Origin of the sequence: Bradyrhizobium sp. CCGB12, from assembly GCF_024199845.1 — a bacterium.
Classification (GTDB): domain Bacteria; phylum Pseudomonadota; class Alphaproteobacteria; order Rhizobiales; family Xanthobacteraceae; genus Bradyrhizobium.
Genome location: NZ_JANADO010000001.1, coordinates 4,008,115 through 4,031,044, shown reverse-complemented (window position 1 = coordinate 4,031,044; position 22,930 = coordinate 4,008,115). Strand labels below are relative to the sequence as shown.

The 22,930-nt window shown below is 63.9% G+C and carries 19 protein-coding genes; 17 read left to right on the top strand and 2 right to left on the bottom strand.

Going from position 1 to position 22,930, the window contains the following annotated elements:
• Positions 1-6 precede the first annotated feature (6 nt).
• The 6 genes from NLM27_RS18985 to NLM27_RS18960 are packed head-to-tail and all read left to right on the top strand — an operon-like array spanning position 7 to position 6,167.
• A complete protein-coding gene (locus NLM27_RS18985; RefSeq protein ID WP_254144758.1) occupies positions 7-879 on the top strand; it encodes a carbohydrate ABC transporter permease in 873 nt (290 codons plus the stop codon).
• A 4-nt stretch (positions 880-883) separates the two neighbouring features.
• Positions 884-1,714 (top strand): carbohydrate ABC transporter permease, encoded by an 831-nt coding sequence (locus NLM27_RS18980; RefSeq protein ID WP_254144757.1) that lies wholly within the window; start codon positions 884-886, stop codon positions 1,712-1,714.
• Positions 1,715-1,729: 15 nt separating this feature from the next.
• The gene (locus NLM27_RS18975; RefSeq protein WP_254144756.1) at positions 1,730-2,737 is read left to right on the top strand and encodes an ABC transporter ATP-binding protein; all 1,008 of its coding nucleotides are present in this window, start codon (positions 1,730-1,732) and stop codon (positions 2,735-2,737) included.
• Between the two features lie 31 nt (positions 2,738-2,768).
• A complete protein-coding gene (locus tag NLM27_RS18970; RefSeq protein WP_254144755.1) occupies positions 2,769-3,542 on the top strand; it encodes an SDR family NAD(P)-dependent oxidoreductase in 774 nt (257 codons plus the stop codon).
• A gap of 37 nt (positions 3,543-3,579) precedes the next feature.
• Positions 3,580-5,226 (top strand): FGGY-family carbohydrate kinase, encoded by a 1,647-nt coding sequence (locus tag NLM27_RS18965; protein ID WP_254144754.1) that lies wholly within the window; start codon positions 3,580-3,582, stop codon positions 5,224-5,226.
• Between the two features lie 5 nt (positions 5,227-5,231).
• Positions 5,232-6,167, top strand: a complete 936-nt coding sequence (locus NLM27_RS18960) for a carbohydrate kinase (protein ID WP_254144753.1) — start codon at positions 5,232-5,234, stop codon at positions 6,165-6,167.
• A 7-nt stretch (positions 6,168-6,174) separates the two neighbouring features.
• On the opposite strand, the gene NLM27_RS18955 is transcribed toward NLM27_RS18960, so the two are convergent.
• A complete protein-coding gene (locus tag NLM27_RS18955) occupies positions 6,175-7,062 on the bottom strand; it encodes a LysR family transcriptional regulator (RefSeq protein ID WP_254144752.1) in 888 nt (295 codons plus the stop codon).
• A 134-nt stretch (positions 7,063-7,196) separates the two neighbouring features.
• Between NLM27_RS18955 and NLM27_RS18950 the strand changes: the two genes are divergently transcribed.
• The 8 genes from NLM27_RS18950 (at position 7,197) to NLM27_RS18915 (ending at position 17,524) form a co-directional block, all read left to right on the top strand.
• A complete protein-coding gene (locus tag NLM27_RS18950) occupies positions 7,197-8,618 on the top strand; it encodes an amidase (RefSeq protein WP_254148866.1) in 1,422 nt (473 codons plus the stop codon).
• 84 nt (positions 8,619-8,702) lie between these two features.
• Complete coding sequence (locus tag NLM27_RS18945; protein WP_254144751.1) at positions 8,703-9,653, top strand: ABC transporter permease; 951 nt, start codon at positions 8,703-8,705, stop codon at positions 9,651-9,653.
• Positions 9,650-10,537, top strand: coding sequence for an ABC transporter permease (locus NLM27_RS18940; RefSeq protein ID WP_254144750.1), 888 nt, complete (start codon positions 9,650-9,652; stop codon positions 10,535-10,537). Before NLM27_RS18945 ends, NLM27_RS18940 begins: the two co-directional genes overlap by 4 nt.
• Positions 10,538-10,539: 2 nt before the next feature.
• A complete protein-coding gene (locus NLM27_RS18935) occupies positions 10,540-11,553 on the top strand; it encodes an ABC transporter ATP-binding protein (protein WP_254144749.1) in 1,014 nt (337 codons plus the stop codon).
• The gene (locus tag NLM27_RS18930) at positions 11,550-12,560 is read left to right on the top strand and encodes an ABC transporter ATP-binding protein (RefSeq protein WP_254144748.1); all 1,011 of its coding nucleotides are present in this window, start codon (positions 11,550-11,552) and stop codon (positions 12,558-12,560) included. Before NLM27_RS18935 ends, NLM27_RS18930 begins: the two co-directional genes overlap by 4 nt.
• A gap of 55 nt (positions 12,561-12,615) precedes the next feature.
• Complete coding sequence (locus NLM27_RS18925) at positions 12,616-14,112, top strand: ABC transporter substrate-binding protein (RefSeq protein ID WP_254144747.1); 1,497 nt, start codon at positions 12,616-12,618, stop codon at positions 14,110-14,112.
• A gap of 257 nt (positions 14,113-14,369) precedes the next feature.
• The gene (locus NLM27_RS18920; RefSeq protein WP_254144746.1) at positions 14,370-16,010 is read left to right on the top strand and encodes an amidase family protein; all 1,641 of its coding nucleotides are present in this window, start codon (positions 14,370-14,372) and stop codon (positions 16,008-16,010) included.
• A gap of 161 nt (positions 16,011-16,171) precedes the next feature.
• Positions 16,172-17,524: a transposase gene (locus tag NLM27_RS18915; protein WP_254144745.1), complete on the top strand. Its 1,353-nt coding sequence runs from the start codon at positions 16,172-16,174 to the stop codon at positions 17,522-17,524.
• A 116-nt stretch (positions 17,525-17,640) separates the two neighbouring features.
• Here the strand turns inward: NLM27_RS18915 and NLM27_RS18910 are convergent, their stop codons facing one another.
• Positions 17,641-19,224 carry a winged helix-turn-helix domain-containing protein gene (locus NLM27_RS18910; protein ID WP_254144744.1) on the bottom strand — a complete coding sequence of 528 codons (1,584 nt, stop codon included), beginning with the start codon at positions 19,222-19,224 and terminating at the stop codon, positions 17,641-17,643.
• Between the two features lie 3 nt (positions 19,225-19,227).
• Here NLM27_RS18910 and NLM27_RS18905 point away from each other — a divergent pair, with 3 nt between their 5' ends.
• The 3 genes from NLM27_RS18905 (at position 19,228) to NLM27_RS18895 (ending at position 22,894) form a co-directional block, all read left to right on the top strand.
• A complete protein-coding gene (locus NLM27_RS18905; protein ID WP_309144752.1) occupies positions 19,228-20,556 on the top strand; it encodes an ABC transporter substrate-binding protein in 1,329 nt (442 codons plus the stop codon).
• Positions 20,557-20,602: 46 nt separating this feature from the next.
• The gene (locus tag NLM27_RS18900; protein WP_254144743.1) at positions 20,603-21,757 is read left to right on the top strand and encodes an FAD-dependent monooxygenase; all 1,155 of its coding nucleotides are present in this window, start codon (positions 20,603-20,605) and stop codon (positions 21,755-21,757) included.
• Between the two features lie 177 nt (positions 21,758-21,934).
• Entirely contained in the window at positions 21,935-22,894 is a 960-nt protein-coding gene (locus NLM27_RS18895; RefSeq protein ID WP_254144742.1) for an ABC transporter substrate-binding protein, read from the top strand.
• The last annotated feature ends 36 nt before the right edge of the window (positions 22,895-22,930 follow it).

Genomic DNA, 22,930 nt, shown 5'->3' with positions numbered 1-22,930 from the left:
GCGTTGATGGCAACCCGGCAGACGCAGTTTCTTGCGCGCTCGCTTCTGACGCCGGCGGTCGGGCTGCTCTTCATCTGGATGATCGTCCCGCTCGCGCTGACGATCTATTTTTCGACCCTGCATTACAGCCTGCTCGATCCCGGCTCGGAATCCTTCGTCGGCCTGGAAAATTTCCGTTACTTCCTCACGGATCCTGCCTTCCTTGCCTCGCTACGGAACACCCTGGTGCTGGTCGGCTCCGTGCTGGCGCTGACGATCCTGCTCGGCATTCCGCTGGCGCTGCTGATGGACCAGCCCGTGATCGGACGCAATTTCGTCCGGCTGATGGTGATCGCGCCGTTCTTCGTGATGCCCACGGTGAGCGCGCTGGTCTGGAAGAACCTGCTGATGCACCCGGTGTCGGGCCTGTTCGCCTGGCTCGCCAAACTGGTCGGGCTGACGCCGGTCGACTGGTTCAACGACGTGCCGCTGTTCTCGGTGATCCTGATCGTCGCCTGGCAGTGGCTGCCGTTCGCGACCCTGATCCTGCTGACCGCGCTGCAGTCACTCGACGAGGAGCAGAAGGAAGCCGCCGAGATGGACGGCGCCAGCGCGGTCTCGACCTTTATCTACATCACGCTGCCGCACCTGGCGCGGCCCATTACCGTGGTGATCCTGATCGAGACCATCTTCCTGCTGACGGTGTTCGCCGAGATCTTCGTCACGACCGGCGGAGGGCCGGGCCTGCAAACCACCAACATCGCCTTCCTGATCTACTCGCAGGCGCTGATCCAGTTCGACGTCGGCAGCGCCTCGGCGGGCGGCCTCGTGGCGGTGGTGATCGCCAACGTCGTCGCCTTCTTCCTCGTCCGCATCGTCGGCCGCAACCTGGAAGCCTGACATCATGGCGCGCAAGTCAACGACACAGCGGGTGGTGGTCTCGACGATCGGGGCGTGGTTCTTCGGCTTCCTGATCTTCTTCCCGATCCTGTGGATGATGCTGGCGAGCTTCAAGACCGAGCTCGAGGCGTTCGCGATACCGCCGTCCTTCCTGTTCTTCCACTGGACCACGGAAAACTACGCGACCGTCCAGGAGCGCAGCGACTATCTGCACCACGCGATGAACTCGATCATCATCGCCGGCGGCTCGACGTTGATCGCGCTCCTGATCGCGATTCCCGCGGCCTGGTCGATGGCGTTCTCGCCGACCAAGCGCACCAAGGACATCCTGCTCTGGATGCTCTCGACCAAGATGATGCCGCCGGTCGGCGTGCTGGTGCCGATCTACCTGATCTACAAGACTTTCGGGCTGCTGGACTCCCGCATCGGCCTCGTCTTCATCCTGTGCCTCGGAAATTTGCCGATCGTGATCTGGATGCTGTTCACCTATTTCAAGGAGATCCCGCGCGACATCCTGGAAGCCGCGCGCATGGACGGCGCCACCATCGGCCGCGAGCTCGTCTACGTTCTGACGCCGATGGCGATCCCGGGGCTCGCATCGACCTTGCTCCTCAACCTGATCCTGGCCTGGAACGAGGCGTTCTGGACGCTCAATCTGTCGACCTCGAATGCCGCGCCGCTCACCACATTCATCGCCTCCTATTCCAGCCCGGAAGGGCTGTTCTGGGCAAAGCTGTCGGCGGCCTCGACGCTGGCGATCGCGCCCATTCTCGTCCTCGGTTGGTTCAGCCAGAAGCAGCTCGTGCGCGGGCTCACCTTCGGCGCGGTGAAGTAGAGGGGCTGCCGGATCATGGGTCAGATCACACTTCAGGGCGTACAGAAATCCTTCGGCCCCGTGCACATCATCAAGGGCGCCGACCTCGACATTGCCGATGGCTCCTTCGTGGTGTTCGTCGGTCCCTCCGGTTGCGGCAAGACCACGCTCTTGCGGCTGATCGCCGGTCTCGAGGACGTCACCGGCGGCAACATCCTGATCGACGGCAAGAACGTCGTCGACACGCCACCGGCCAAACGCGGGCTGTCGATGGTGTTCCAGTCCTACGCGCTCTATCCGCATATGAGCGTGCGCGGCAACATCGGCTTCGGCCTGAAGATGGCGGGCCTGTCCAAGGACGAGACCAATCGCAAGGTCGAGGCGGCCGCCGCGACGCTGAACCTCACGCCCTATCTCGACCGCAAGCCGCGCGAGCTCTCCGGCGGTCAGCGCCAGCGCGTCGCGATCGGACGCGCCATCGTGCGTGAGCCCAAGGCGTTCCTGTTCGACGAGCCGCTCTCCAATCTCGATGCTGCGCTGCGTGTGCAGATGCGCATCGAGGTGACGAGGCTGCAGAAGCAGCTCGGCACCACCGCGATCTACGTCACTCACGATCAGGTCGAGGCCATGACCATGGCCGACAAGATCGTCGTGCTCAACGGCGGCAAGATCGAGCAATACGGTTCGCCCCTGGAGCTCTATGAGCGTCCTGCCAATCTCTTCGTCGCCGGCTTCATCGGCTCGCCCAAGATGAATTTCGTCACCGGCGAACCCGCATCGCAGAAGGGGGCCGCGACGATCGGGGTCCGGCCGGAGCACCTCAAGATCGAGCGCGACGGCGCCGGCGGCTGGCAGGGCACGATCGCGGTGGCCGAGCATCTCGGCAGCGACACCTTCCTCTATGTCGATGCCGGCCCGCACGGCATGCTGACGGCGCGCTACATCGGCGAATTGAGCCTGCATGCCGGCGACCGCGTGTCGCTGGTACCGGACCCCGCGCGCATCCACCGCTTCGACCAGAGTGGCAACGCGCTTCGGGGCTGACAAGTAACGGCAAGAAGACGGAAAGACCACCATGTACCTGGACAGATTCAAGCTGAGCGGCAAGACCGCGTTCATCACCGGCGGCGGGCAGGGCATTGGCCTCGCCTGCGCCGACGCGCTGGCTGAGGCCGGCGCCAGGGTCGTCATCGGCGATCGCGACAGCAAGATCGCCGACAGCGCGAAAGCCGACCTGAAAGCCAAGGGCTACGACATCGAGACTGCGATCATGGACGTCACCGATACCAAGCGTGTGGCGGAAGTCGCGGGTGACCTCGTTGCCCGCCACGGCAAGGTCGATATCCTGGTCAACAATGCCGGCATCGCCCGCAGCGAGACCCCGGCCGAGACCGTCACCGACGAGCACTGGCTTAACGTCATCGACGTCAACCTCAATGGCACCTTCTGGTGCTGCCGCGAGTTCGGCAAGCACATGCTGAAGGCTGGAAGCGGTGCCATCGTCAATGTCGGCTCGATGTCGGGCTTCATCGTCAACAAGCCGCAGGAACAGTGCTTCTACAACGCTTCCAAGGCCGGCGTGCATCACCTGACCAAGTCGCTCGCCGCCGAATGGGGCGCGCGCGGCATCCGCGTCAACGCGGTGGCGCCGACCTATATCGAGACGCCGCTCAACGCCTTCGTGAAGAGCAATCCGAAGATGTACGACGCCTGGATCGGTGGAACCCCGATGGCGCGGATGGGGCAGGTCGAGGAGATCGCCTCCGTCGTGCTGTTCCTCTCGTCCGAGGCCGCGAGCCTGATGACCGGCAGCATCGTGCTGGTGGATGGCGGCTACACTTGCTGGTAGACTTGCGTCAGAGCTGGCGAAGCGACCGGGAGCGACAATGCCGCGAGCCTATATCGGCGTCGACGTAGGGACCACGAGCACGCGGGCAGGGGTGTTTGACGAGGCCGGCACGCTGCTCGCGATGGCGCGGCATCCGATCCGCATCTGGCACGAGGCCGGCGATATCGTCGAGCAGTCTTCCCAGGACATCTGGGAGGCCTGCGCGACATCGGTCCGCGCGGCGATGACGGAAGCGGGCATCACACCCGATGGCGTCGGCGGTATCGGCTTCGACGCCACCTGTTCCCTGGTGGTGCTCGACCAAGCCGGTGATCCCGTCACCGTCAGCGCCTCCGGCGATCCGCAGCGCAACGTCATCGTCTGGATGGACCATCGTGCCACGGCCGAGGCGCGGCTGATCAACGAGACCGAGGATGCCGTGCTGCGCTATGTCGGTGGCTCGATCTCGCCCGAGATGGAAATGCCGAAGCTGCTGTGGCTGAAGCGGCACCTTCGCGCCAGTTTCGACGCCGCCGGTCACTTCTTCGATTTGGCGGATTATCTGACCTGGCGTGCGACCGGCTCGCTGCAGCGCTCGACTTGCACGGTCACCTGCAAATGGAATTATCTTGCCCATGATGGCGGCGGCTGGAGCGCACCGTTCTTCAAGCGCATCGGGCTGTCGGATTTCGTCAGCGAAACGTATGCCCGGATCGGCACCGAGATCGTCGCCCCCGGCACGCGGCTCGGCGCAGGTCTCATCCCCACTGCCGCGGCCGAGCTCGGCCTGTCGCCGGGCACGCCGGTCGGTGCCGCCCTGATCGACGCGCATGCCGGCGGCATCGGGGCAATCGGCGGCCGCGACGGATCGGGTGGCGCGGCCGATGTCTGCGAACGCCTCGCCTACATCATGGGAACGTCGGCCTGCATTATGGCGACGACGAAGGAGCCATGCTTCGTGCCGGGCGTGTGGGGCCCTTATTATTCCGGCATGGTGCCGGACTTCTGGCTCAACGAGGGCGGCCAGTCGGCGGCAGGTGCCGCGATCGACCATCTCCTCAAGTCGCATCCGGGGCACGCCGAGGCGAGCGCAGCGGCACGCGGCGAGGGCCTCGACCTCATCGACTTCGTCGAAGGCCGCATCATCGCGCGCGCAGGCAGCGTCAGCAAGGCGGCGCTGCTCGCCCGTGACGTCCATGTCCTGCCTGAATTCATCGGCAACCGCTCGCCCTACGCCGATCCTGACACGCGCGCGGTGATCGCGGGCCTCGATCTCGACACCGACGTCGGTTCGATGGAGCGGCTGTTCGTCGCCGGCCTCTGCGGGCTCGCCTATGGGCTTGCCGAGGTGATCGAGGCCTTTGCTGCGCATGGCGTTCGCTCCAACATCATGATCATGGGCGGCGGCGCCAGCCGCAGCCCGCTGGTGCGGCAGATCATGGCTGACACGACCGGCCTCACGGTCGCGCTGCCGCAGACGAAGGAGCCGGTGCTGCTAGGTGCCGCGATGCTGGGCGCGGTGGCCGGTGGCGCCTACGCTTCGATCGGCGAGACCATGGCAAAGATGTCGGCGCTGGGACGGAAGAGCGAGCCAACCGCGCCTGACATGGCCGCCTTTCACGCCCGCAAGCGCGAGGTCTACAAGCTGCTGCGCGAGGTTGATCGCGGCAGCCGCGCGGCGATGCGCGATATCGCGAGAGGTTGAAGCGGATGCTGATTGCCTGCGGCGATGCGCTGATCGATTTCGTGCCGACGCGAAACGCCGACGGGCGCGAGGCCGTGATGCCGGCGGTCGGTGGCTCCTGTCTCAACGTCGCGATCGGCATGGCACGGCTGGGCGCGCCGACCGGTTTTGTTGGCGGCATCTCGACCGACCTGTTCGGGCGGATGATCGCTGATCACGCCGCGAACTCCAATGTCGACCTCAGTCTGGCTACCCGCAGCGATCGCCAGACCACGCTCGCCTTCGTCCGCATCGTCGCGGGTGAGTCGCATTATGCCTTCTACGATGCCGAGACTGCGACGCGGGAGTGGATCTATCGGCGTGGGGCAATCCCGTTCGACGCGGTCGAAGCGTTGCATGTCGGCTCGACGACGCTGGTTAACGACCGGGGCGCGACGGAAACGACGGCGCTGATCGCGGACGCGCGGACGTCGTCGACGATCTCGTTCGATCCGAACTGCCGGCCCAATTTGGTCAAGGACAAGCCGGCCTACCTTGCGCGCATGGCCGCGTTTGCCGCGAGCGCCGATCTCATCAAGATGTCCGACGTCGATTTTGCCTATCTCTTCGGCGACGAACCATATCGGCAGCGGGCGACCGCGCTGCTCCGCGGCGACACCAGCCTCGTCGTCATCACCCGCGGCAACGATGGCGCGGTTGCCTGGCACGCGGAAGCAGGGCAGATCGAGGTCGCCGCGCCCAAGGTCGAGGTCGCCGACACGATCGGCGCCGGCGACAGCTTTCAGGCTGCGCTGTTGTTCGCTCTGCACAAGCAGGGTCGCATTGCCCGGCAAACATTGAAGGACATCAGTGCCGACGAGCTCCGCCGCACGCTGTCCTTCGCCGCCAATTGCGCCGCACTCACCTGCACCCGCCCGGGCGCCGATCCGCCCTGGAGCCACGAGATGAATTGGAGCTTGTAGCGACCTCTCACATCCGCGCGACGGCCTTTTCGGCGCATTTGAGGAAGGCTCCGATCAACGGACTCTGGGAATCCCGCCGCCAACAGACTGCGATGTCGATGGTGTCGGTGACATCGCGCAGCGGCCTGAACACGATGCCGCGTGGCGCGCCGAGCTGCGCGCAGGCCGGCAGGATGGCGAGACCTTCGCCTGCCAGAACCAGGCTCATCGCCGAATGCACCGTCTCCACCCGGCTCGCGATAGGCATAACCACTTGGTGCCGACGCAACAAGGGAACGACAGCGGAGGAGGCGGGCCCATGGTCCGGATGTGGGAGCGCGATCAGCGGACGGCCCTGCAGCCGGGCCATCGGCACGGAGCTCAGGCGGGCGAGTGGCGAGCGGATCGGCATGGCCAGCATGAAGGGCTGCGCCCCGATCCGCGCCACCTGGATTTCGGGATGGTTGATGGCCGGCATGCACAGCGCGACCGTAACACTGCGGTCGAGCACCCGCGCTTCGCGCGTCGAGGCGCTGAGCTCGGCGAATTCGAGGTCAACACCGGGAACCGAGCGGCGCAACTCGGGGATGAGCCGCGGCAGCATCGCATTCGCCAGCACGAACATGTAGCCGACCGACAGCCGCCCGCGCCGCCCCGAAGCAACCGCGCGCGCGGCTTCGGCGCCGTCGACCGCAAGGGCGAGCGCTTCGCTGGCGCGCGCCAGCAGCGCCTGGCCCGCCTCGGTCAGGTCCATGCCGCGGGTGCCGCGGCGGAACAGCGGCGCGCCGATCTCGGCCTCGAGCTTGCGGATCTGGACCGAGAGCGGCGGCTGTGCCATGCGGAGCCGCTCGGCGGCCTTGCCGATGCTGCGCGCCTCGGCGACGGCGACGAAATAGCGGAGCCGGCGAAGATCCATTGGCATACCGAAAACGTATGGCTTGGCCATCAAAATCGTATTGGACGGCGAGTTAACAAAACTGTCATTCTCGCTGTCAATGCCTTGTCAATGCTTGGGCCAATGGCGGCCCGCCCCCGGAGCGTGATTTGACGATGAACGGCGATCCCTGTCTGTTGTCCGCAACCGAACTGCGCGGCCTCATCGCCGGAAAGCGGATTTCACCCGTGGAGATCGTCCGTGCGGTGCTCGCGCGCGCCGAGGCGCTCCAGCCCGAATTGAATTGCTTCATTACGTTGTGCGGTGATGAGGCGATCGCAGCGGCGCGCGAAGCCGAGCGCAAGGTGATGGCCGGCGAGCCGCTTGGCCTGCTGCACGGCATCCCCGTCACCGTCAAGGACATCGTCAACACAAAAGGCGTGAAGACCACCTTCGGCGCCGTTCCCTACAAGGACAATGTGCCTGTTGAGGATGCCGTCGCCGTTGCACGGCTGCGCGCGCAGGGCGCCATCCTGATCGGCAAGACCACGACGCCGGAATTCGGCAGCAAGTGCCTGACCGACTCGCCTTTGTTCGGCCGCACCCGCAATGCGTGGAGCGCGGAACGTTCCTCCGGCGGCTCCAGCGGCGGCGCGGCGGTGGCGGTGGCGAGCGGCATCGCCCCGCTTGCGATCGCGACCGACGGTGGCGGCTCGACGCGGATTCCCGCTGCCTGCAACGGTGTGGTGGGCTTGAAGCAGAGCAACGGCGTGATCCCGCACAGCCAGGCGCTCGATGCCTTCGGCAACCAGACCTATGTCACGCCGACGACGCGGACGGTCGCCGACACCGCGCTGATGATGCAGGCGATGGCGGGCGAGGATGCCTGCGATCCCTGGTCGATCGGCGTCCCCGTGCCCGATTTCATCGGCACCGCCGCGCCGCGCGGTGACTTGCGCGGACTGAAGATCCTGTTCTGCGCGTCGCCTCCCGGCCGCCCGGTATCTGCCGATGTCGCGGCGAACTTCAAGGCGAGCCTCGATCGCCTCGCGAGCCTGGGTGCCGAACTCGAGGAATTTTCGGGCGAGGAGTACGATGTCGAGCCGATCTGGCGTGCCATCAACCACACCGTCTGGCGCTCGCGTTTCTCGAAGCTGGTCGCCGAGCATCGCGACGTCCTGAGCGAGGCCTTCGTCAAGCAAGTCGCGCTCGCAACCAATGTCAGCGGCGTCGACTATCAAGAGGCGATGTTCGCGCGCACCGCGCTGTTCCGTCGGGTGCAATCCTTGCTTGCGCGCGGCCACCTGCTGGCGATGCCGACCCTGACGCGCACCGCGCTGCCGATCGAGCAGGATTTGTTCGGCACCATCGAGATCGACGGGGCGCATTTCGACAGCGTCCGGCCGCATTGGTTCCCCTGGACCATGCCGTTCAATATGACCGGACATCCCGCGGTCAGCCTGCCCTGTGGCTTCGGCCGCGACGGTCTGCCGATCGGGCTTCAACTCGTCGGCCGTTTCCGCGGCGACGCCGAATTGCTGCGCGTGAGCGCGCTGTTCGAGGCTTCAAGCGACCTTCTGTCCCGCTGGCCGGCTTGAAGAGATGGGCATGCAGCAAAGAGCTTGCCTCCGGCGTCCAGACATGTTGATCGTGCCACGGGTGAGCCCTGAAGCCGAGCACGCATGAGCGTCTTTGTCCTCCGACGTCTGTTGACTTTGCTGGCGACGCTGGTCGGCGCGTCGCTGATCATCTTCCTGGTGCTCGACGCTCTTCCCGGCAATGCCGCGCAGATGCTGATGGGCGCCGATGCCTCGGCGGACGCGGTCCGCGCGCTCACGGTCAAGCTCGGGCTCGACCAGCCGCTGGCGGTTCGTTATCTGCTATGGATCAAGGGGCTTCTCTCCGGCGATCTCGGCAACTCCTACGTCTACGGCACGCCGGTCGCCAGCCTGATTGCGGAGCGGCTGGTGCTGACCATTCCGCTCGCGATCATGGCTATGACCATCACCGTGACGCTGGCGCTCTCCGCCGGCATCTACACCGCCGCCAATCACAACAAGCTCGGCGATGTCGGCGTGATGTCGCTGACGCAAGTTGGCATCGCGCTGCCGAACTTCTGGTTCGCGATCCTTCTGGTCCTGTTGTTCTCGGTGCGGCTGCAATGGCTCTCCGCAGGCGGCTTTTCCGGCTGGGAGGACGGTATCTGGCCGGGCATCAAGTCGCTGCTGCTGCCGGCGATCTCGCTCGCGGTGGTGCAGGCCGCGATCCTCGCGCGGGTCACGCGCTCGGCCGTGCTGGAGGTGCTGCGCGAGGACTTCGTCCGCACCGCGCGGGCAAAGGGACTCGGCAAGCGCGAGGTGCTGTGGAGCCACGTGCTGCGCAACGCCATGATCCCCGTGATGACGGTGATGGGGCTGCAATTTGCCAATCTGCTCGCCGGCACCATCGTGATCGAAAACGTGTTCTACCTGCCGGGCCTCGGTCGCCTGATCTTCCAGTCGATCGCCAACCGCGACCTGATCGTGGTGCGCAACTGCGTGATGCTGCTCGCGGCCATGGTCGTCATCGTCAATTTCGTGGTCGATGTGCTCTACGCCTTCATCGATCCCCGCATCAAGGTCCACGACCTGTGAGCGCGCCCATGACCATTGACGCGCCGCTCGCGACGCGGCCGCTGCCGGCCCGGACGTTCTGGCGCCGCGCGCTGCGCCATCGCAGCTTCGTGCTCGGCGGTGCGCTGAGCCTGCTGGTGCTCGCCGCCGCGCTGCTGTCGCTGGTGTGGACGCCCTGGTCGCCCTATGAGATCGACATCGCCTCGAAACTACGGCCGCCGTCTTCGGCGCACTGGCTCGGCACCGATTCTTTCGGCCGCGACATCGTCTCGCTGCTGCTCGCCGGCGCGCGCTCGACCATCATGGTCGGCATCATCGCGGTGAGCATCGGTCTCACCTTCGGCGTCTGCCTCGGCTTGATCGCATCTGCCAAGCGCGGCTGGACCGAAGAGATCATCATGCGGTTCGCAGATTTCAGCTTCGCCTTTCCGGCCGTGCTCTCCGCGATCATGCTGGCCGCGGTGGTGGGGCCGGGCATGGTGACCTCGATCGTCGCGATCGGGATCTTCCAGATCCCGACGCTGACGCGGCTGACGCGCGGTTCAGCCAACGCGATCTGGGCGCGGGAATTCGTGCTGGCCGCGCGCGCCGCTGGGAAGGGGCGCTTCCGCATCACGATCGAGCACATCCTGCCCAACATCCTGTCGATCCTGATCGTGCAGGTCACCATCCAGTTCGCGCTCGCCATTCTCGCCGAAGCCGCGCTGTCCTATCTCGGTCTCGGCACCCAGCCGCCGCAGCCGTCCTGGGGCCGCATGTTGAACGATGCGCAGACGCTGCTATTCCAGTCGCCGATGCTCGCGGTCTATCCGGGTGCTGCGATCGCGATCGCCGTGCTCGGCCTCAATCTCCTTGGTGACGGATTGCGCGACCTGCTCGATCCCAGACTGGCGCGGGAGCGGTGACGATGCCTGATCACGCAGCCATGCCGCTGATCGAAGTCGGCAATCTTGGGGTCCGCCTCAATACCAGCCGCGGGCCGGCGCAGGCCGTGCGCGGCGTCAGCTTTGCCCTCAAGCGCGGCGAGACGCTCGGGCTCGTCGGCGAATCCGGTTGCGGCAAGTCGGTGACGGCGCTGTCGCTGATGGGCCTCTTGCCGGACAGCGCGGTCGTCACCGGCAGCATCAAGCTGGATGGCAACGAGCTCGTCGGGCTATCGGATGCGGATTATTGCCGCCTGCGCGGCAACCGCATCAGCATGATCTTCCAGGAGCCGATGACGGCGCTCAATCCGATGCACACGATCGGCCACCAGGTCGCCGAGCCGCTGCGGCGTCACAAGAAATATTCGGCGTCGCAGGCGCGGCGCGAGACCATCGCGTTGCTCGACCGCGTCGGGCTGCCTGATGCCGCACGGCGGGTCGATGCCTATCCGCACCAGTTCTCCGGCGGCCAGCGCCAGCGCGTCACCATCGCCATGGCGCTCGCCTGCGAGCCGGATCTTTTGATCGCGGATGAGCCGACCACCGCGCTCGACGTCACCATCCAGGGCCAGATCCTCGACCTCATCGCCGATCTCGTCGAGGAGCGCGGCATGTCGATGATCCTGATCTCGCACGATCTCGGCGTCATCGCCGAGAACGTGCAGCGCATGATGGTGATGTATGGCGGCACCGTCGTCGAGAGCGGGCCAACCGACGAGGTGTTCCGGCGCATGGGGCATCCCTACACGCAGGGCCTGTTCCGTGCCCGCCCCAAGCTCGGCGCACGCAAGGGGACGCGGCTGAAGACGATCTCGGGCACGGTGCCGGAGCTCGCCGATTTGCCTTCCGGCTGCACCTTCTCCGATCGGTGTCCGCTCGTGATCGATCAGTGCCGTGCGGCGTTGCCGCCGATGGTGGACGTCGGCCCAGGCCACTTCGTTCGCTGCATCAGGACTGATGTTTCGATGGCTGAACGCGTCGGAGCGCTAACCGCATGACCGCCGCAGCAGAGCCGCTTCTCGACGTGTCGGATCTGGTGCAGCGTTACACGCTGCCGCGCGAAAGCCTGTTTCGTCCTCCGGGAGAGGTGCGTGCGCTCAACGGCGTGAACGTGCGGGTCGCCGCGGGCAAGAGCCTTGGTGTCGTCGGCGAGTCCGGATCCGGCAAGTCGACCTTCGCACGGCTGGTGATGGCGCTGGAGCGGCCGACGTCGGGACGGGTCGCGCTGCTCGGCCGCGATCTCAACCGCATCCCGGCCGACGAGCTGCGCCGTGCGCGCCGCGATTTCCAGATGGTGTTCCAGGATCCCTATGGTTCGCTCGACCCGCGCCAGACCATCGCCCGCATCGTCGCCGAGCCGCTGACTGTTCTGGAGGGGGCCGACCGCGCCACGTTCCGCGAACGTGTCGCCGCGGTGCTGCGCCAGGTCGGCTTGCGCGATGCCGACATGGACAAATACCCCCACGAGTTCTCCGGCGGCCAGCGCCAGCGCATCGCCATTGCGCGTGCCCTAATCACCCAGCCGAAGCTCATCGTCGCCGACGAGCCGGTCTCCGCGCTCGACGTCTCCGTGCAGGCACAAGTGCTGAACCTGATGCAGGACCTCCAGGAGCAGTTCGGCCTGAGCTACATCCTGATCAGCCATGACCTCGCCGTCGTCGACTATCTCTGCGACGAGGTCGCGGTGATGTATCTCGGCCGGATCGTCGAGCAGGGCCGCCCCGCGGATCTGTTCGAGCGCTGCGCCCATCCTTATACGCGGGCGCTGCTGGATGCCGTGCCGCGGGCGCGCGCCGGTGGCGGCCGGCGCCGGCGCGGGGCCCAGGCGATCGCCTCGCAATCGGCGGCGGCGTCCGGATGCCCCTATGTCTCGCGCTGTGCCCTCGCTGACCAGCATTGCCGCGAGGTTCCGCCTGAGTTACGCAGGGTGGGCGAGGGACACCTTGCCGCCTGCCACAAGGCGGAGGCCGTGATGGCGTTGCCGCAGACGGCCATGGAAGGTTAGTGTCCACCGCGGAATTGGCGTAGGCATAAGACAAGAACAGGCCGGGGAGTTACGCATGTTGAGGAAACTATCGATTGTCGCATTTGCTGCCGCGCTCGTCACGGCGCCTCTGCCCGTGCTGGCGCAGAGCAAGAAGGACAGCGTCGTCATGGCGATGGCGCTGGAGCCGCCGGGGCTCGATCCGACCAACGCCGCTGCCGCCGCGATCGCCGAGGTCACGCTCTACAACATCTATGAGACGCTGACCAAGATCAACGAGGATGGCTCCGTCTCGCCACTGCTGGCCGAGAGCTGGACCGCCTCGCCGGACCTGAAGACCTATACGTTCAAGCTGCGCAAGGGCGTCAAATTCCACAATGGCGAGCCGTTCAATTCCGCCGCGGTGAAGTTCTCGTTCGAGCGCAACGCCGCGCCGACCAGCACCAACAAGGACAAGAGCCTGTTCCAGGCTTTCGAGAAGGTCGAGGCGCCTGACGCCGACACGATCGTGGTCACTTTGAAATATGGCGAGCCGAACCTGCCGTTCCTGCTGGGGCAGGCGAGCGGCTCGATCGTCGAGCCGAAGAGCGCCGCCACCAATGTCACGCAGCCGGTCGGCACCGGTCCCTATCAGCTCGGGGCTTGGGCCAAGGGCTCCTCGATCACCCTGACCAAATGGGCCGACTATCGCAACGCCGCTGCAATCAAGCTGTCCAAGGTGACGATCCGCTTCATCTCGGATCCGGCCGCCCAGACTGCGGCGCTGCTCTCGGGCGACGTCGATGCGTTCCCACGCGTGGCGGCACAGCGGACCATGGCGCAGTTCAAGGCCGATCCGCGCTTCAACGTCCAGGTCGGCGGCTCGCGCGCCAAGACCATCGTCGGAATCAACGAGAAGAAGAAGCCGCTCGACGACGTCCGCGTGCGCCGCGCCATCCTCGCCGCGATCGATCGCAAGGCGATGATCGACGGCGCCGTCGACGGCTTCGGCACGCCGATCGGCAGCTTCTACGTGCCGGGCGCGCTCGGCTACGTCGACACGACAGGCATCAATCCCTACGACCCCGAGAAGGCCAAGAAGCTGCTCGCGGAGGCCGGCGTCACCACGCCGCTCGAATTGTCGCTCAAGCTGCCACCGCCGTCTTATGCGCGGCAGGGCGGCGAAATCCTCGCGGCCCAGCTCGCCAAGGTCGGCATCGTCGCCAAGATCGAGAACGTGGAATGGGCGCAATGGCTGTCGCAGGTGTTCGCGGCGAACGGTCCTCATAACTACGACCTCACCATCGTCAGCCATGTCGAGCCGTTCGACCTCGTCAAGATCACCGAGCCGGACTACTATCTCGGCTACAACAACGAGGCCTTCAACGCGCTCTACAAGCAGATCGTCTCGACGCCTGATGAGGCCGGCCGCGCAAAACTGCTCGGCGATGCCCAGCGCATGCTGGCCACCGACGCGGTCGCCGGCTTCCTGTACCAGCCGCAGCTGATCACCATCACCAACAAGAAGCTGAAGGGCGTCTGGAAGGACGTCCCGCAATACGAGAACGATTTCTCGACCTGGCATTGGGAGTAGGGCCTGCTCGATCAAGTCGAGATAGCCTTCGTGTCGATCTCTCCCCGGCGGGGAGAGGTGACGACGCACCCAAAACAAAAGGCTGAAAAACAACCCCATGCACAGTAGCCGGGGTTAGTCATTTCAATGGCTTGCGTGTTACTTGGGCAATGGTCTGCGCGAGACGTGGAGACATTGACCCGTCGGGCAAAACACTGGCATGATGCCATCGTCGCGGCCTTATGGTCAGGGACGCGCGCCGACAGGCGAGGGCCGCCTTGAAGAAGCCGATCCGCCGCGATGTCGGCATCACGGCGGCGGCCGTCAGTGCCGAGGCGTCGGCCACCCCAAAACTCGACAATGCAGCGATGAGCGATATCGCTCAGGCGCTGGCCAGTGGGCAGGTCAATGCGACGGCACTGACCAAAGCGTACCTCGCGCGCATCGAGGCCTATGATTGCGGCGGGCCTGCGCTCAACGCCGTGCGCTCGCTCAATCCCGACGCGCTTGGGATCGCGGGCAAGCTCGACGGCACAAGACCGTCGGCCAAACGGCCGCTGGCCGGCATCCCGATTTTGGTGAAGGACAACATTGCGACCGGCGACAAGCAGCCGACCACGGCGGGCTCGCTGGCGCTGGAGGGCGCGCGCGCAAAGAGAGACGCGACCGTCGTCAAGCTGCTGCGAAACGCCGGCGCGGTGATCCTCGGCAAGGCAAACCTGACCGAGTTTTCCAACATGCTCGCGATCGACATGCCCCACGGCTACTCGTCGCTGGGCGGTCAGGTGAAGAATCCCTACGCGCCAACGCTGATGGACGATCGGGGCATTCCGGTCGTAACCCCCGGGGGCTCGAGCGCGGGTTCGGCGGTTGCGGTGGCGGCCGGTCTGTGTGCGGCCTCGATCGGCACCGAGACCTCGGGCTCGCTGCTGTTTCCCGCCAGCCAGAATGGCGTCGTCACTGTGAAGCCGACGCTCGGGCTGATCAGCCGTGCCGGCATCGTCCCGATCGCGCATAGCCTGGACACCGCAGGGCCGATGACGCGCACGGTACGCGATGCGGCACTGCTGCTCAACGTGGTGGCCGCGAAGGACCCGCGCGATGCGGCGACAGAGCTGCAGCGGCGGCCAGCCGATTACACCGCCGACCTCACGCGCGATGCGATGAAGGGCGCGCGTATCGGCGTGCCGAGCGACCCCGCCGACCCGCTGAACGATCCTTACTACGGCAAGCTGCCACCCAAATGGGCGGAGGTGACGGCGGAGGCGATCAAGGTGCTGGAGGATCTCGGCGCCGTGATCGTGCGCGCCGGCATGCCGACGGCCGGCTGGATGAGCGGACCAGGTACGATCATGGCTGTCCTCAACCGCAATCCGTTGAGCGGCAGCAAGGGCAATCCGGTCCCCCAGCGGATCGTTTTCCTCTACGAACTGAAGCACGATCTCAACCTCTACCTCAGGGATTGGGTGACCAACACGAAAGTCAGGAGCATCGCAGACATCGTCGCCTTCAACGAGGCGCATGCGGAGAGGGCGCTACGCTTTGGCCATGACAATTTCCTCGCCGCCGACCTCACCAGAGGCGACTTACGCGAACGCGAGTACAAATCGGCACTTGCCATGGACCTGCTCAGCGCCAGGACCCGCGGCATGGATGCCTATATGAACCAGCACAAGCTCGATGCCGTGCTGTTCCCCGGCAGCGGAGGCGCCGCGATCGCCGCCAGGGCAGGCTATCCCAGCGTCATGGTGCCGTGCGGCTTTGTCCACGAGGTCGACGGCAAGGACACTCCCGACTATCCGCTCGGCGTCACCTTCGCAGGCCGCGCCTGGAGCGAGCACAAGCTGCTGCGTCTGGCCTACGCCTATGAGCAGGCCTCCAACATGCGCAAGCCGCCGCCCGGCTTGCCCGCGCTTTAGAGTTCACAGGTAGAGTTCACAGGTCTTCGCGCGCTTGCCAACGAGCGCGCGGCACGCACTCACGAAATCCGGATGTCTGCTTTGGGAGGGATTTTGTTGAAAAAGTCGACGCTTGCGCCGATTGATCTTCGCTGATTCAGTCGTCGCGAGAGGACTGAATCATGATGGGACATCAGCTGGGTGAGCAGGCTGCGTTGTTCTACGAGTTTTCGCTCGAGCGGCACATTCCGAGCGATCATCTGTTGCGATCAATCGACAGGTTCGTGGACCTCGATGGGCTGAGGCGAGAGCTGTCACCCTTCTACAGCACGATCGGGCGTCCCTCGATCGCCCCCGAGCTGATGATCCGGATGCTGCTGGTCGGCTACTGCTTCGGTATCCGATCGGAGCGTCGCTTGTGCGAAGAGGTCCACCTCAACCTGGCATACCGCTGGTTCTGCCGCCTTGGGCTCGATCGTGACGTGCCCGATCACTCGACCTTCTCGAAGAACCGACATGGCCGCTTCCGCGACAGTGATCTGTTGCGACAGCTGTTCGAGGCCGTATTGCGCCGCTGCATCGACGAGGGGCTGGTTGGCGGAGAAAGCTTTGCAGTCGATGCCAGCCTGATCAAGGCCGACGCGAACCGGCAGAACGGCGTCGAGGGCGAGAAGGGGTTGCCCCCACAAGCTGCAAGCCGTGCCATCGACGAGTATCTAGCCGTCTTGGACGATGCGGCTTTTGGGGCCGCGACCGAGATCGTCCCCAAGTTCATCTCACCGGCTGATCCAGCCGCACGCTGGACCGGCGCCCATGGCGGGCAGGCTTTCTTTGCCTACTCTACCAACTATCTGATCGATGTGGAGAACGCGATCATTGTCGACGTGGAGCCGACCACGGCGATACGGCAGGCGGAAGTTCTCGCTGCCAAGCGCATGATCGAGCGAACCGCGAAGAACTTCGCTCTCCACCCGTCCAGACTCCTCGGTGATAGTGCCTATGGTTCAGCCGACATGCTGGGCTGGCTGGTCGATGAACACGGCATCGAGCCGCATGTGACCGTGTTCGACAAATCGGCACGCAAGGACGGCACCTTCGCACGGGAGGACTTCAATTATGATCCAGCCGGCGACGTTTATATCTGTCCTGGCGGCAAGACACTGACCACAACAGGGACACGTGTGAATGATGGCGAGACGTTGCTTTATCGAGCGAGCAAGGCTGACTGTGACGCTTGTGCTTTGAGGCCACGCTGCTGCCCGAACACGCCTGCTCGAAGGGTGCCTCGTTCGATTCATGAGGAGGCCCGCGACATGGCGCGGGCGATTGCCAACACCTGGGAGGGGCGAACATCAAGACGACTGCGCAAGAAGGTCGAAATGTTGTTCGCTCACCTCAAACGCATTCTCAGGCTAGACCGACTGCGACTACGTGGACCGAATGGTGCCCGTGACGAGTTCCTCCTCGCAGCAGCCGCGCAGAACCTTCGGAAACTAGCTAAGCTGGTCCCAATGCCGCAGCCAAAAGCGGCCTGAGAGATGGTCGGTTCGCGCTGCAATTTGCGGCCGCCTCTGCCGCGAGACGGACTTCTTCAACGGAATCGACCCAGAGCGGACACTGAGCTGGGTCCGATTTTTATCTGGCCTTCGGATCACGTTTCAGGGACGCCGGCTAGGCGCATCCCCTCATAGAACCGAAGATGAGCTGTATTATTGACTCTGGCCTTGGTGCGGTAGCGGCGGATCGTGAAGCTGGGATCGACCGCAAGGCCGGCTAAGGTGGCGGCGCGTGCCTCCCCTAGGTCTCCCACCAGCGCCAGCGCGGTTGCGAAGTGAAAATGGGCGAGCGCGTGATTTCGGTTGCATTCGATGCTCCGGCGAAACCAATCAACGGCTTCGCCGTCTGCGCCGATGCTCAGCTTGCCGAGCCCGACAAACATGTACCAGAGGTAGGTGCGCGTATCGTGCGGTGACAGCCGGAGTGCTTCACGGATATGTTCCTCGACCTCTTCGCCGCGACCGAGCAGAAACTTGCCAAGTCCGATGAACCCATGTGCATCCGCCAAATTCGGATCCAGCAGGAGTGCCTGTCGGCATTCGGCGATGCCACTCAATGCGCGCCTGGTCTGCATCTGAACGGCGCCTAGCAGCATGTGGGTTCTTGGATGATTGGGCGCATGAACCAGAACCTTATGCAAGGCGGTCTCTGCGGATTCGAAATGCACGGATGGGTGATCGGTCAGGAAGGCTGATGCTACGGACACGTCGATCTGGGCCGCAGCGACGGCCGCTTCGACGTTGCCAGGATCAAGCGCGAGCGCGCGCGCGAAGAAATCCCGCGCCTGTGCCAAGAACACCGGCGTCACGCCCTTGTTGATGCAAGCCCTACCTTGAAAGTACAAATCCATTGCGTCGGGTCGAGGCGAGCGCTCTGCACGTCTCGCTTCGGCCTTGATGAGCTCGGCGTTCAAGGTATTGGCGAGGCGCGAGACGATCTCGTCCTGCATGTCCAGCAGGTCGGCTGCGGGCTTGTCAAATCGCTCAGCCCACACATGGCTTCCCGTCTCGGTGTCGGTCAACTGCGCATTCAGGCGAAAACGGTTGCCGCCACGCTGCACCGAGCCTTCCAGCACATAGCGCACGTTCAGGTCTCGACCGATCCGCCTGGCGTCGACGGCTTTCCCTTTAAAGGTGAAGGCAGTGTTGCGGCCGATGACGAACGACCCGGCAAGGCGCGACAAGTCGGTCGTCAGGCTTTCGGTCACGCCGTCGGCGAAGTAGTCTTGCGTGGAATCGCCGCCAATATTGGCAAACGGTAGCACTACGATCGATAGGTGTGGCATCGGTGAAGATGGCGGCAGTTCTTCGAGTTCGGATGGCCGCGCCGTGTCGCAGGAAACGGCGAGGGTGTCGATAGGCATTTCATCGACGACCAGCATGTAGCCGCGGCGCGGCAGCGTCTTCAGGGCCGACCGACCCGCGTCTCCCAAAGCGCGCCTGATGTCACCGACGGCCTGGACGAGGGAGTCCTCCGTGACCTCGCAGTCGGACCAGACCTCAGCCATGATTTCGTTCTTGCTGACCATCTGTCCGGCCCGTGTCGCAAGCAGCCGAAGCACCGCCCAGGCGCGCGGGCGCAGGGAGACGATGTCGCCCCGGCTGTCGCGCAGGGTTTCGCGGGCCAGATCCAGGATCCGGTCGCCGACGACGATTGTGTGCTGCGATGACCTCAACAAGGGGTGGCTCGTGAACCCAGCTTTCGGAAAATTTCGGCGGAGTTTCGGGACGCAGGGACGATTGTACAGCATCATCTTGCGACTCGGGATAGCAAATCGCTCTCCTTCGAAGCCGCCAAGACGAGGTATTCCTCCATGATCCGGCCCCTTATCCTTGCTGCTTTAAGTCTTTCAGTCGCTGCTTCGTCAGCTGTCGCGGCCGACAGGAAGTACGGTCCCGGCGTTAGCGACACCGAGATCAGGATCGGCCAGACGGTTCCCTATAGTGGGCCGATCTCGTCGCTGAGCCGCTTCGGCCGGATTGAAGCGGCCTACCTCAAAATGATCAACGCGGCCGGCGGCATCAACGGGCGCAAAGTGACGCTGGTTTCGCTCGACGATGCCTTCACGCCGGCGAAGACGGTGCAGCAGACGCGGAAACTCGTCGAGGATGACGAGGTGCTGGCGATCGTCGGATCGATCGGCACACCGACCAACCTGGCCGTAGCGAAATATCTCAACAGCAAGCAGGTTCCGCAGATCTTGTTGCTCGCCAGCACACCAAAGCTAGACGATCCCGAGAACCTGCCATGGACGACTACATTCATGTTGCCGCAACCGCTTGAGACCAAAATCTATGCGGATTATCTGCTGACGAACAAACCTGACGCAAAGATCGCCGTGATTTATCAGAACGATGATCTTGGGAAGGGCAATCTGGCCGGCTTCAAGGCCGCTCTGGGATCACGCGCTGCAACGATGGTGGTGGCAGAGGCTAGCTACGACATCATGGAGCCGACGGTCGATTCCCAAATCCTGGCGCTCAAGGCCTCTGGTGCCGATACGTTGTTTCATGCGTCAAACGCACGCTTTGCGGCGCAATCGATCCGCAAGGCGCACGAGATCGGCTGGAAGGTGCAACATGTTCTGCTGTCCGGCGTCAGTAGCATTTCGGCTGTGCTGCGACCGGCCGGACTTGCGGCCTCGACCGGCGCAATCAGCGCGTTCTGGCTGAAGACCTCGGAGGATCCCGCGTGGGATGACGATGCTGGAATGCGCAAGTATCGCGCCTTCATGAAGGCGTGGGCGCCGAACGACGACGTCGAGGAATCGATTTTTCCCTATGCGACAGCTCAGATCATGGTGGAGGTCTTGCGGCAGTGCGGTGATGACCTATCTCGGGAAAATCTCATCAGGCAGGCCACCAACATTCAAGGGGTTCAGCTGGCGACGTTCCTGCCAGGCCTAACCATCAACGTCACCCCGTCCAATCGGATTGGCTGGCGAAAGGCCAGGATGGCACGCTTCGACGGCACCAGATGGGTGCTGTTCGATAAGGTGGCCGGAAATTGACGATCGGCTGTTTCGCACAATCAGAATGTTCGCTAGGGATCGGATCATGCCCGTTGCACTGAATATTGCCATCGTCGGTGCGGGCATTGGGGGATTGTCTGCCGCGCTCGCGCTAGGTGTGAGGGGCATGAGCGTCACAGTTTTTGAAGGCGCAGAGGCTCCACGTGAGGCCGGCGCAGGTATTTCTATCCCGCCGAATGCATCGATGTTGCTTAAACGCCCCGGCCTTCGCGGTGCGCTTGAAAAGCTCACCACGAGGAGCTCGGGTCTCACGCTGCGAACGTCGCAAGGCGAATGCGTTGCGCGCCCGAATGCGCCCACGGTGCCGAGTTATCAGATTCATCGGGTCGATCTCCTTGAGATGCTTCTTGGCATGGTGAAAGCACCGGTCAAGTTCGGGCATCGCTGTATTGCCGTCGATGAGACGCAGGACGGTGCGCGGATGTCCTTTGACAATGGCGCCATCTGCGATGCGGATGTAGTCATCGGCGCGGACGGCATCCATTCGGTGATCCAGCGGCAGATCGGCTTGACGACGCGGCCGATCAGCGAAGGCATCGTGGCCTACAGGGGCTTGGTGCATACCGAAAAACTCGCATGGGGCGCGGAGCTGCACGGTCTGAACATGTGGATGGGGCTTGGCCGCAGCCTCATTTGCTTTCCGGTATCGCAGGGGCGGCTGATCAACATTGTCGCATTTGTTCCTAGCATGCACGACCTCGAGGAGACCTGGTTCGCGCCGGGCAACGTCGGCACGCTGGCAGCCGAGTACGAGGGCTGGGATGCGCCGGTCCGCGACCTGATTGCCGCGCTCGACCATACGTTTTGTTGGGGAATCTACGATCGGCCGCCGCTGCCATATTGGTCGTGCGGTCATGTGACGTTGCTCGGCGACGCCGCCCATCCGATGGTGCCGCATTTCGGTCAAGGAGCCGGGCAAGCCATCGAAGACGGTTTTGCACTTGCCGTGCTACTAGAGGACGCGCGACGTGATGAGATTCCGGCGCGTCTGAAAGCTTACCAGGATTTGAGATTGACGCGAACTAGCCGCGTGCAAATCGCCTCGCGCCTCGCCGGCCGGTTCTACCGATCCGCGGGCGGAGATCCCGCAGAACAGGCCGAACAGATGCGCGGTTGGGCATCGGCAGCGGAGTGGATATTTCCCTACGACGCGGAAAAGGCCGCCTTGGCTCTTCGGTAGGTTTGTCCTCACCTTTGAGCCCGTGCAAGGCTGGACGTCCGCTTATAGCCCCCAAAGCGGACATCTGGTCCCGATACGCCGTAGGCTTTGTTGCCCCAAGCTGATATGGTTGAAACTAAACTAGGGCCAAATGCTGTGAAGCGGCGCTATTTTATAAGCGTCATGGGTGGCGCATCCTTGTCAGTTGCGATGTCGCGTTGGGTAAATGCTCAGCGTCAAAGTCCGCGGGTGCGTCCGCTCGTGGTGTGGCTGATTTCGTTCACTCCGAGAAAGATGGCGGGCGTCAGCTTTTTCGAGATTTTCACCCAAACCATGCAGACCTATGGGTACGTCAATGGCCGCAACTTCGACCTGATTATGCGCTCCGCGGAGGGCGTGCTGGAAAGGCTGCCCGCGATCGTGCAGGAGGTCGTTGATCTCAAGCCTGCCGTCATCGTGGCGGGGGCCACTCTGGAAGCGGTGGCTCTGCGGAAAGCTACCTCAACCATTCCGATCGTGTGTCCGGCGCTCGCCGACGCGATCCATCTGGGGCTGATCGAAAGTGAGTCGCGGCCGGGAGGAAACGTCACCGGGATCGAACCATATATCGCAGGCCTGCCCGCAAAGCAGATCGAACTTGCACGAGAACTCATTCCCGACGCCCGCAAATTGGGGTTGCTTACTAATCAGGAAGATCCGAAAGGGCCACCACAGGCAACGGAACTGGAGGCCGTCGGCAAGGCCGTCGGCCTAACTATGGTCGTCGCAAATGCCAGTAGCCGAGACAACATCGAGGGAGCATTACAGGCGTTGGCAGGCGAAAAGGTAGACGTTGCGATCGTGCTTCAGACTAATCTGCTCATTTTAAACAATGAACTGATTGCGAAATCGTCTCTGGAGAAGCAACTCGCTACTGTGTATGGATATCGTGAAAACGTTGTCGCCGGTGGACTTGTCAGTTACGGGGTTGATTTGCGCTGGTGCTTTCGTCACGCCGCTTATTTCGTCGACAGAATCCTTCGCGGCGCGTCACCCGACAATTTACCTATCGAATTCCCAACCGGCTTCTGGTTGGCCGTGAATGTCAGGACGGCCAAGGCGCTCGGCATCGTTGTGCCCGCGTCAATGCTTGCTCGGGCTGACGAGATTGTCGAATAAGATCCGTTTGTCCGCTTCTGACCGATTTTGTTGAAA

Bases quoted from the DNA above. Each gene is read 5' to 3' on its own strand.
- NLM27_RS18985 (WP_254144758.1), top strand. From the start codon at position 7: ATGGCAACCCGGCAGACGCAGTTTCTTGCGCGCTCGCTTCTGACGCCG.
- NLM27_RS18980 (WP_254144757.1), top strand. From the start codon at position 884: ATGGCGCGCAAGTCAACGACACAGCGGGTGGTGGTCTCGACGATCGGG.
- NLM27_RS18975 (WP_254144756.1), top strand. From the start codon at position 1,730: ATGGGTCAGATCACACTTCAGGGCGTACAGAAATCCTTCGGCCCCGTG.
- NLM27_RS18970 (WP_254144755.1), top strand. From the start codon at position 2,769: ATGTACCTGGACAGATTCAAGCTGAGCGGCAAGACCGCGTTCATCACC.
- NLM27_RS18965 (WP_254144754.1), top strand. From the start codon at position 3,580: ATGCCGCGAGCCTATATCGGCGTCGACGTAGGGACCACGAGCACGCGG.
- NLM27_RS18960 (WP_254144753.1), top strand. From the start codon at position 5,232: ATGCTGATTGCCTGCGGCGATGCGCTGATCGATTTCGTGCCGACGCGA.
- NLM27_RS18955 (WP_254144752.1), bottom strand. From the start codon at position 7,062: ATGGATCTTCGCCGGCTCCGCTATTTCGTCGCCGTCGCCGAGGCGCGC.
- NLM27_RS18950 (WP_254148866.1), top strand. From the start codon at position 7,197: ATGAACGGCGATCCCTGTCTGTTGTCCGCAACCGAACTGCGCGGCCTC.
- NLM27_RS18945 (WP_254144751.1), top strand. From the start codon at position 8,703: ATGAGCGTCTTTGTCCTCCGACGTCTGTTGACTTTGCTGGCGACGCTG.
- NLM27_RS18935 (WP_254144749.1), top strand. From the start codon at position 10,540: ATGCCTGATCACGCAGCCATGCCGCTGATCGAAGTCGGCAATCTTGGG.
- NLM27_RS18930 (WP_254144748.1), top strand. From the start codon at position 11,550: ATGACCGCCGCAGCAGAGCCGCTTCTCGACGTGTCGGATCTGGTGCAG.
- NLM27_RS18925 (WP_254144747.1), top strand. From the start codon at position 12,616: ATGTTGAGGAAACTATCGATTGTCGCATTTGCTGCCGCGCTCGTCACG.
- NLM27_RS18915 (WP_254144745.1), top strand. From the start codon at position 16,172: ATGATGGGACATCAGCTGGGTGAGCAGGCTGCGTTGTTCTACGAGTTT.
- NLM27_RS18900 (WP_254144743.1), top strand. From the start codon at position 20,603: ATGCCCGTTGCACTGAATATTGCCATCGTCGGTGCGGGCATTGGGGGA.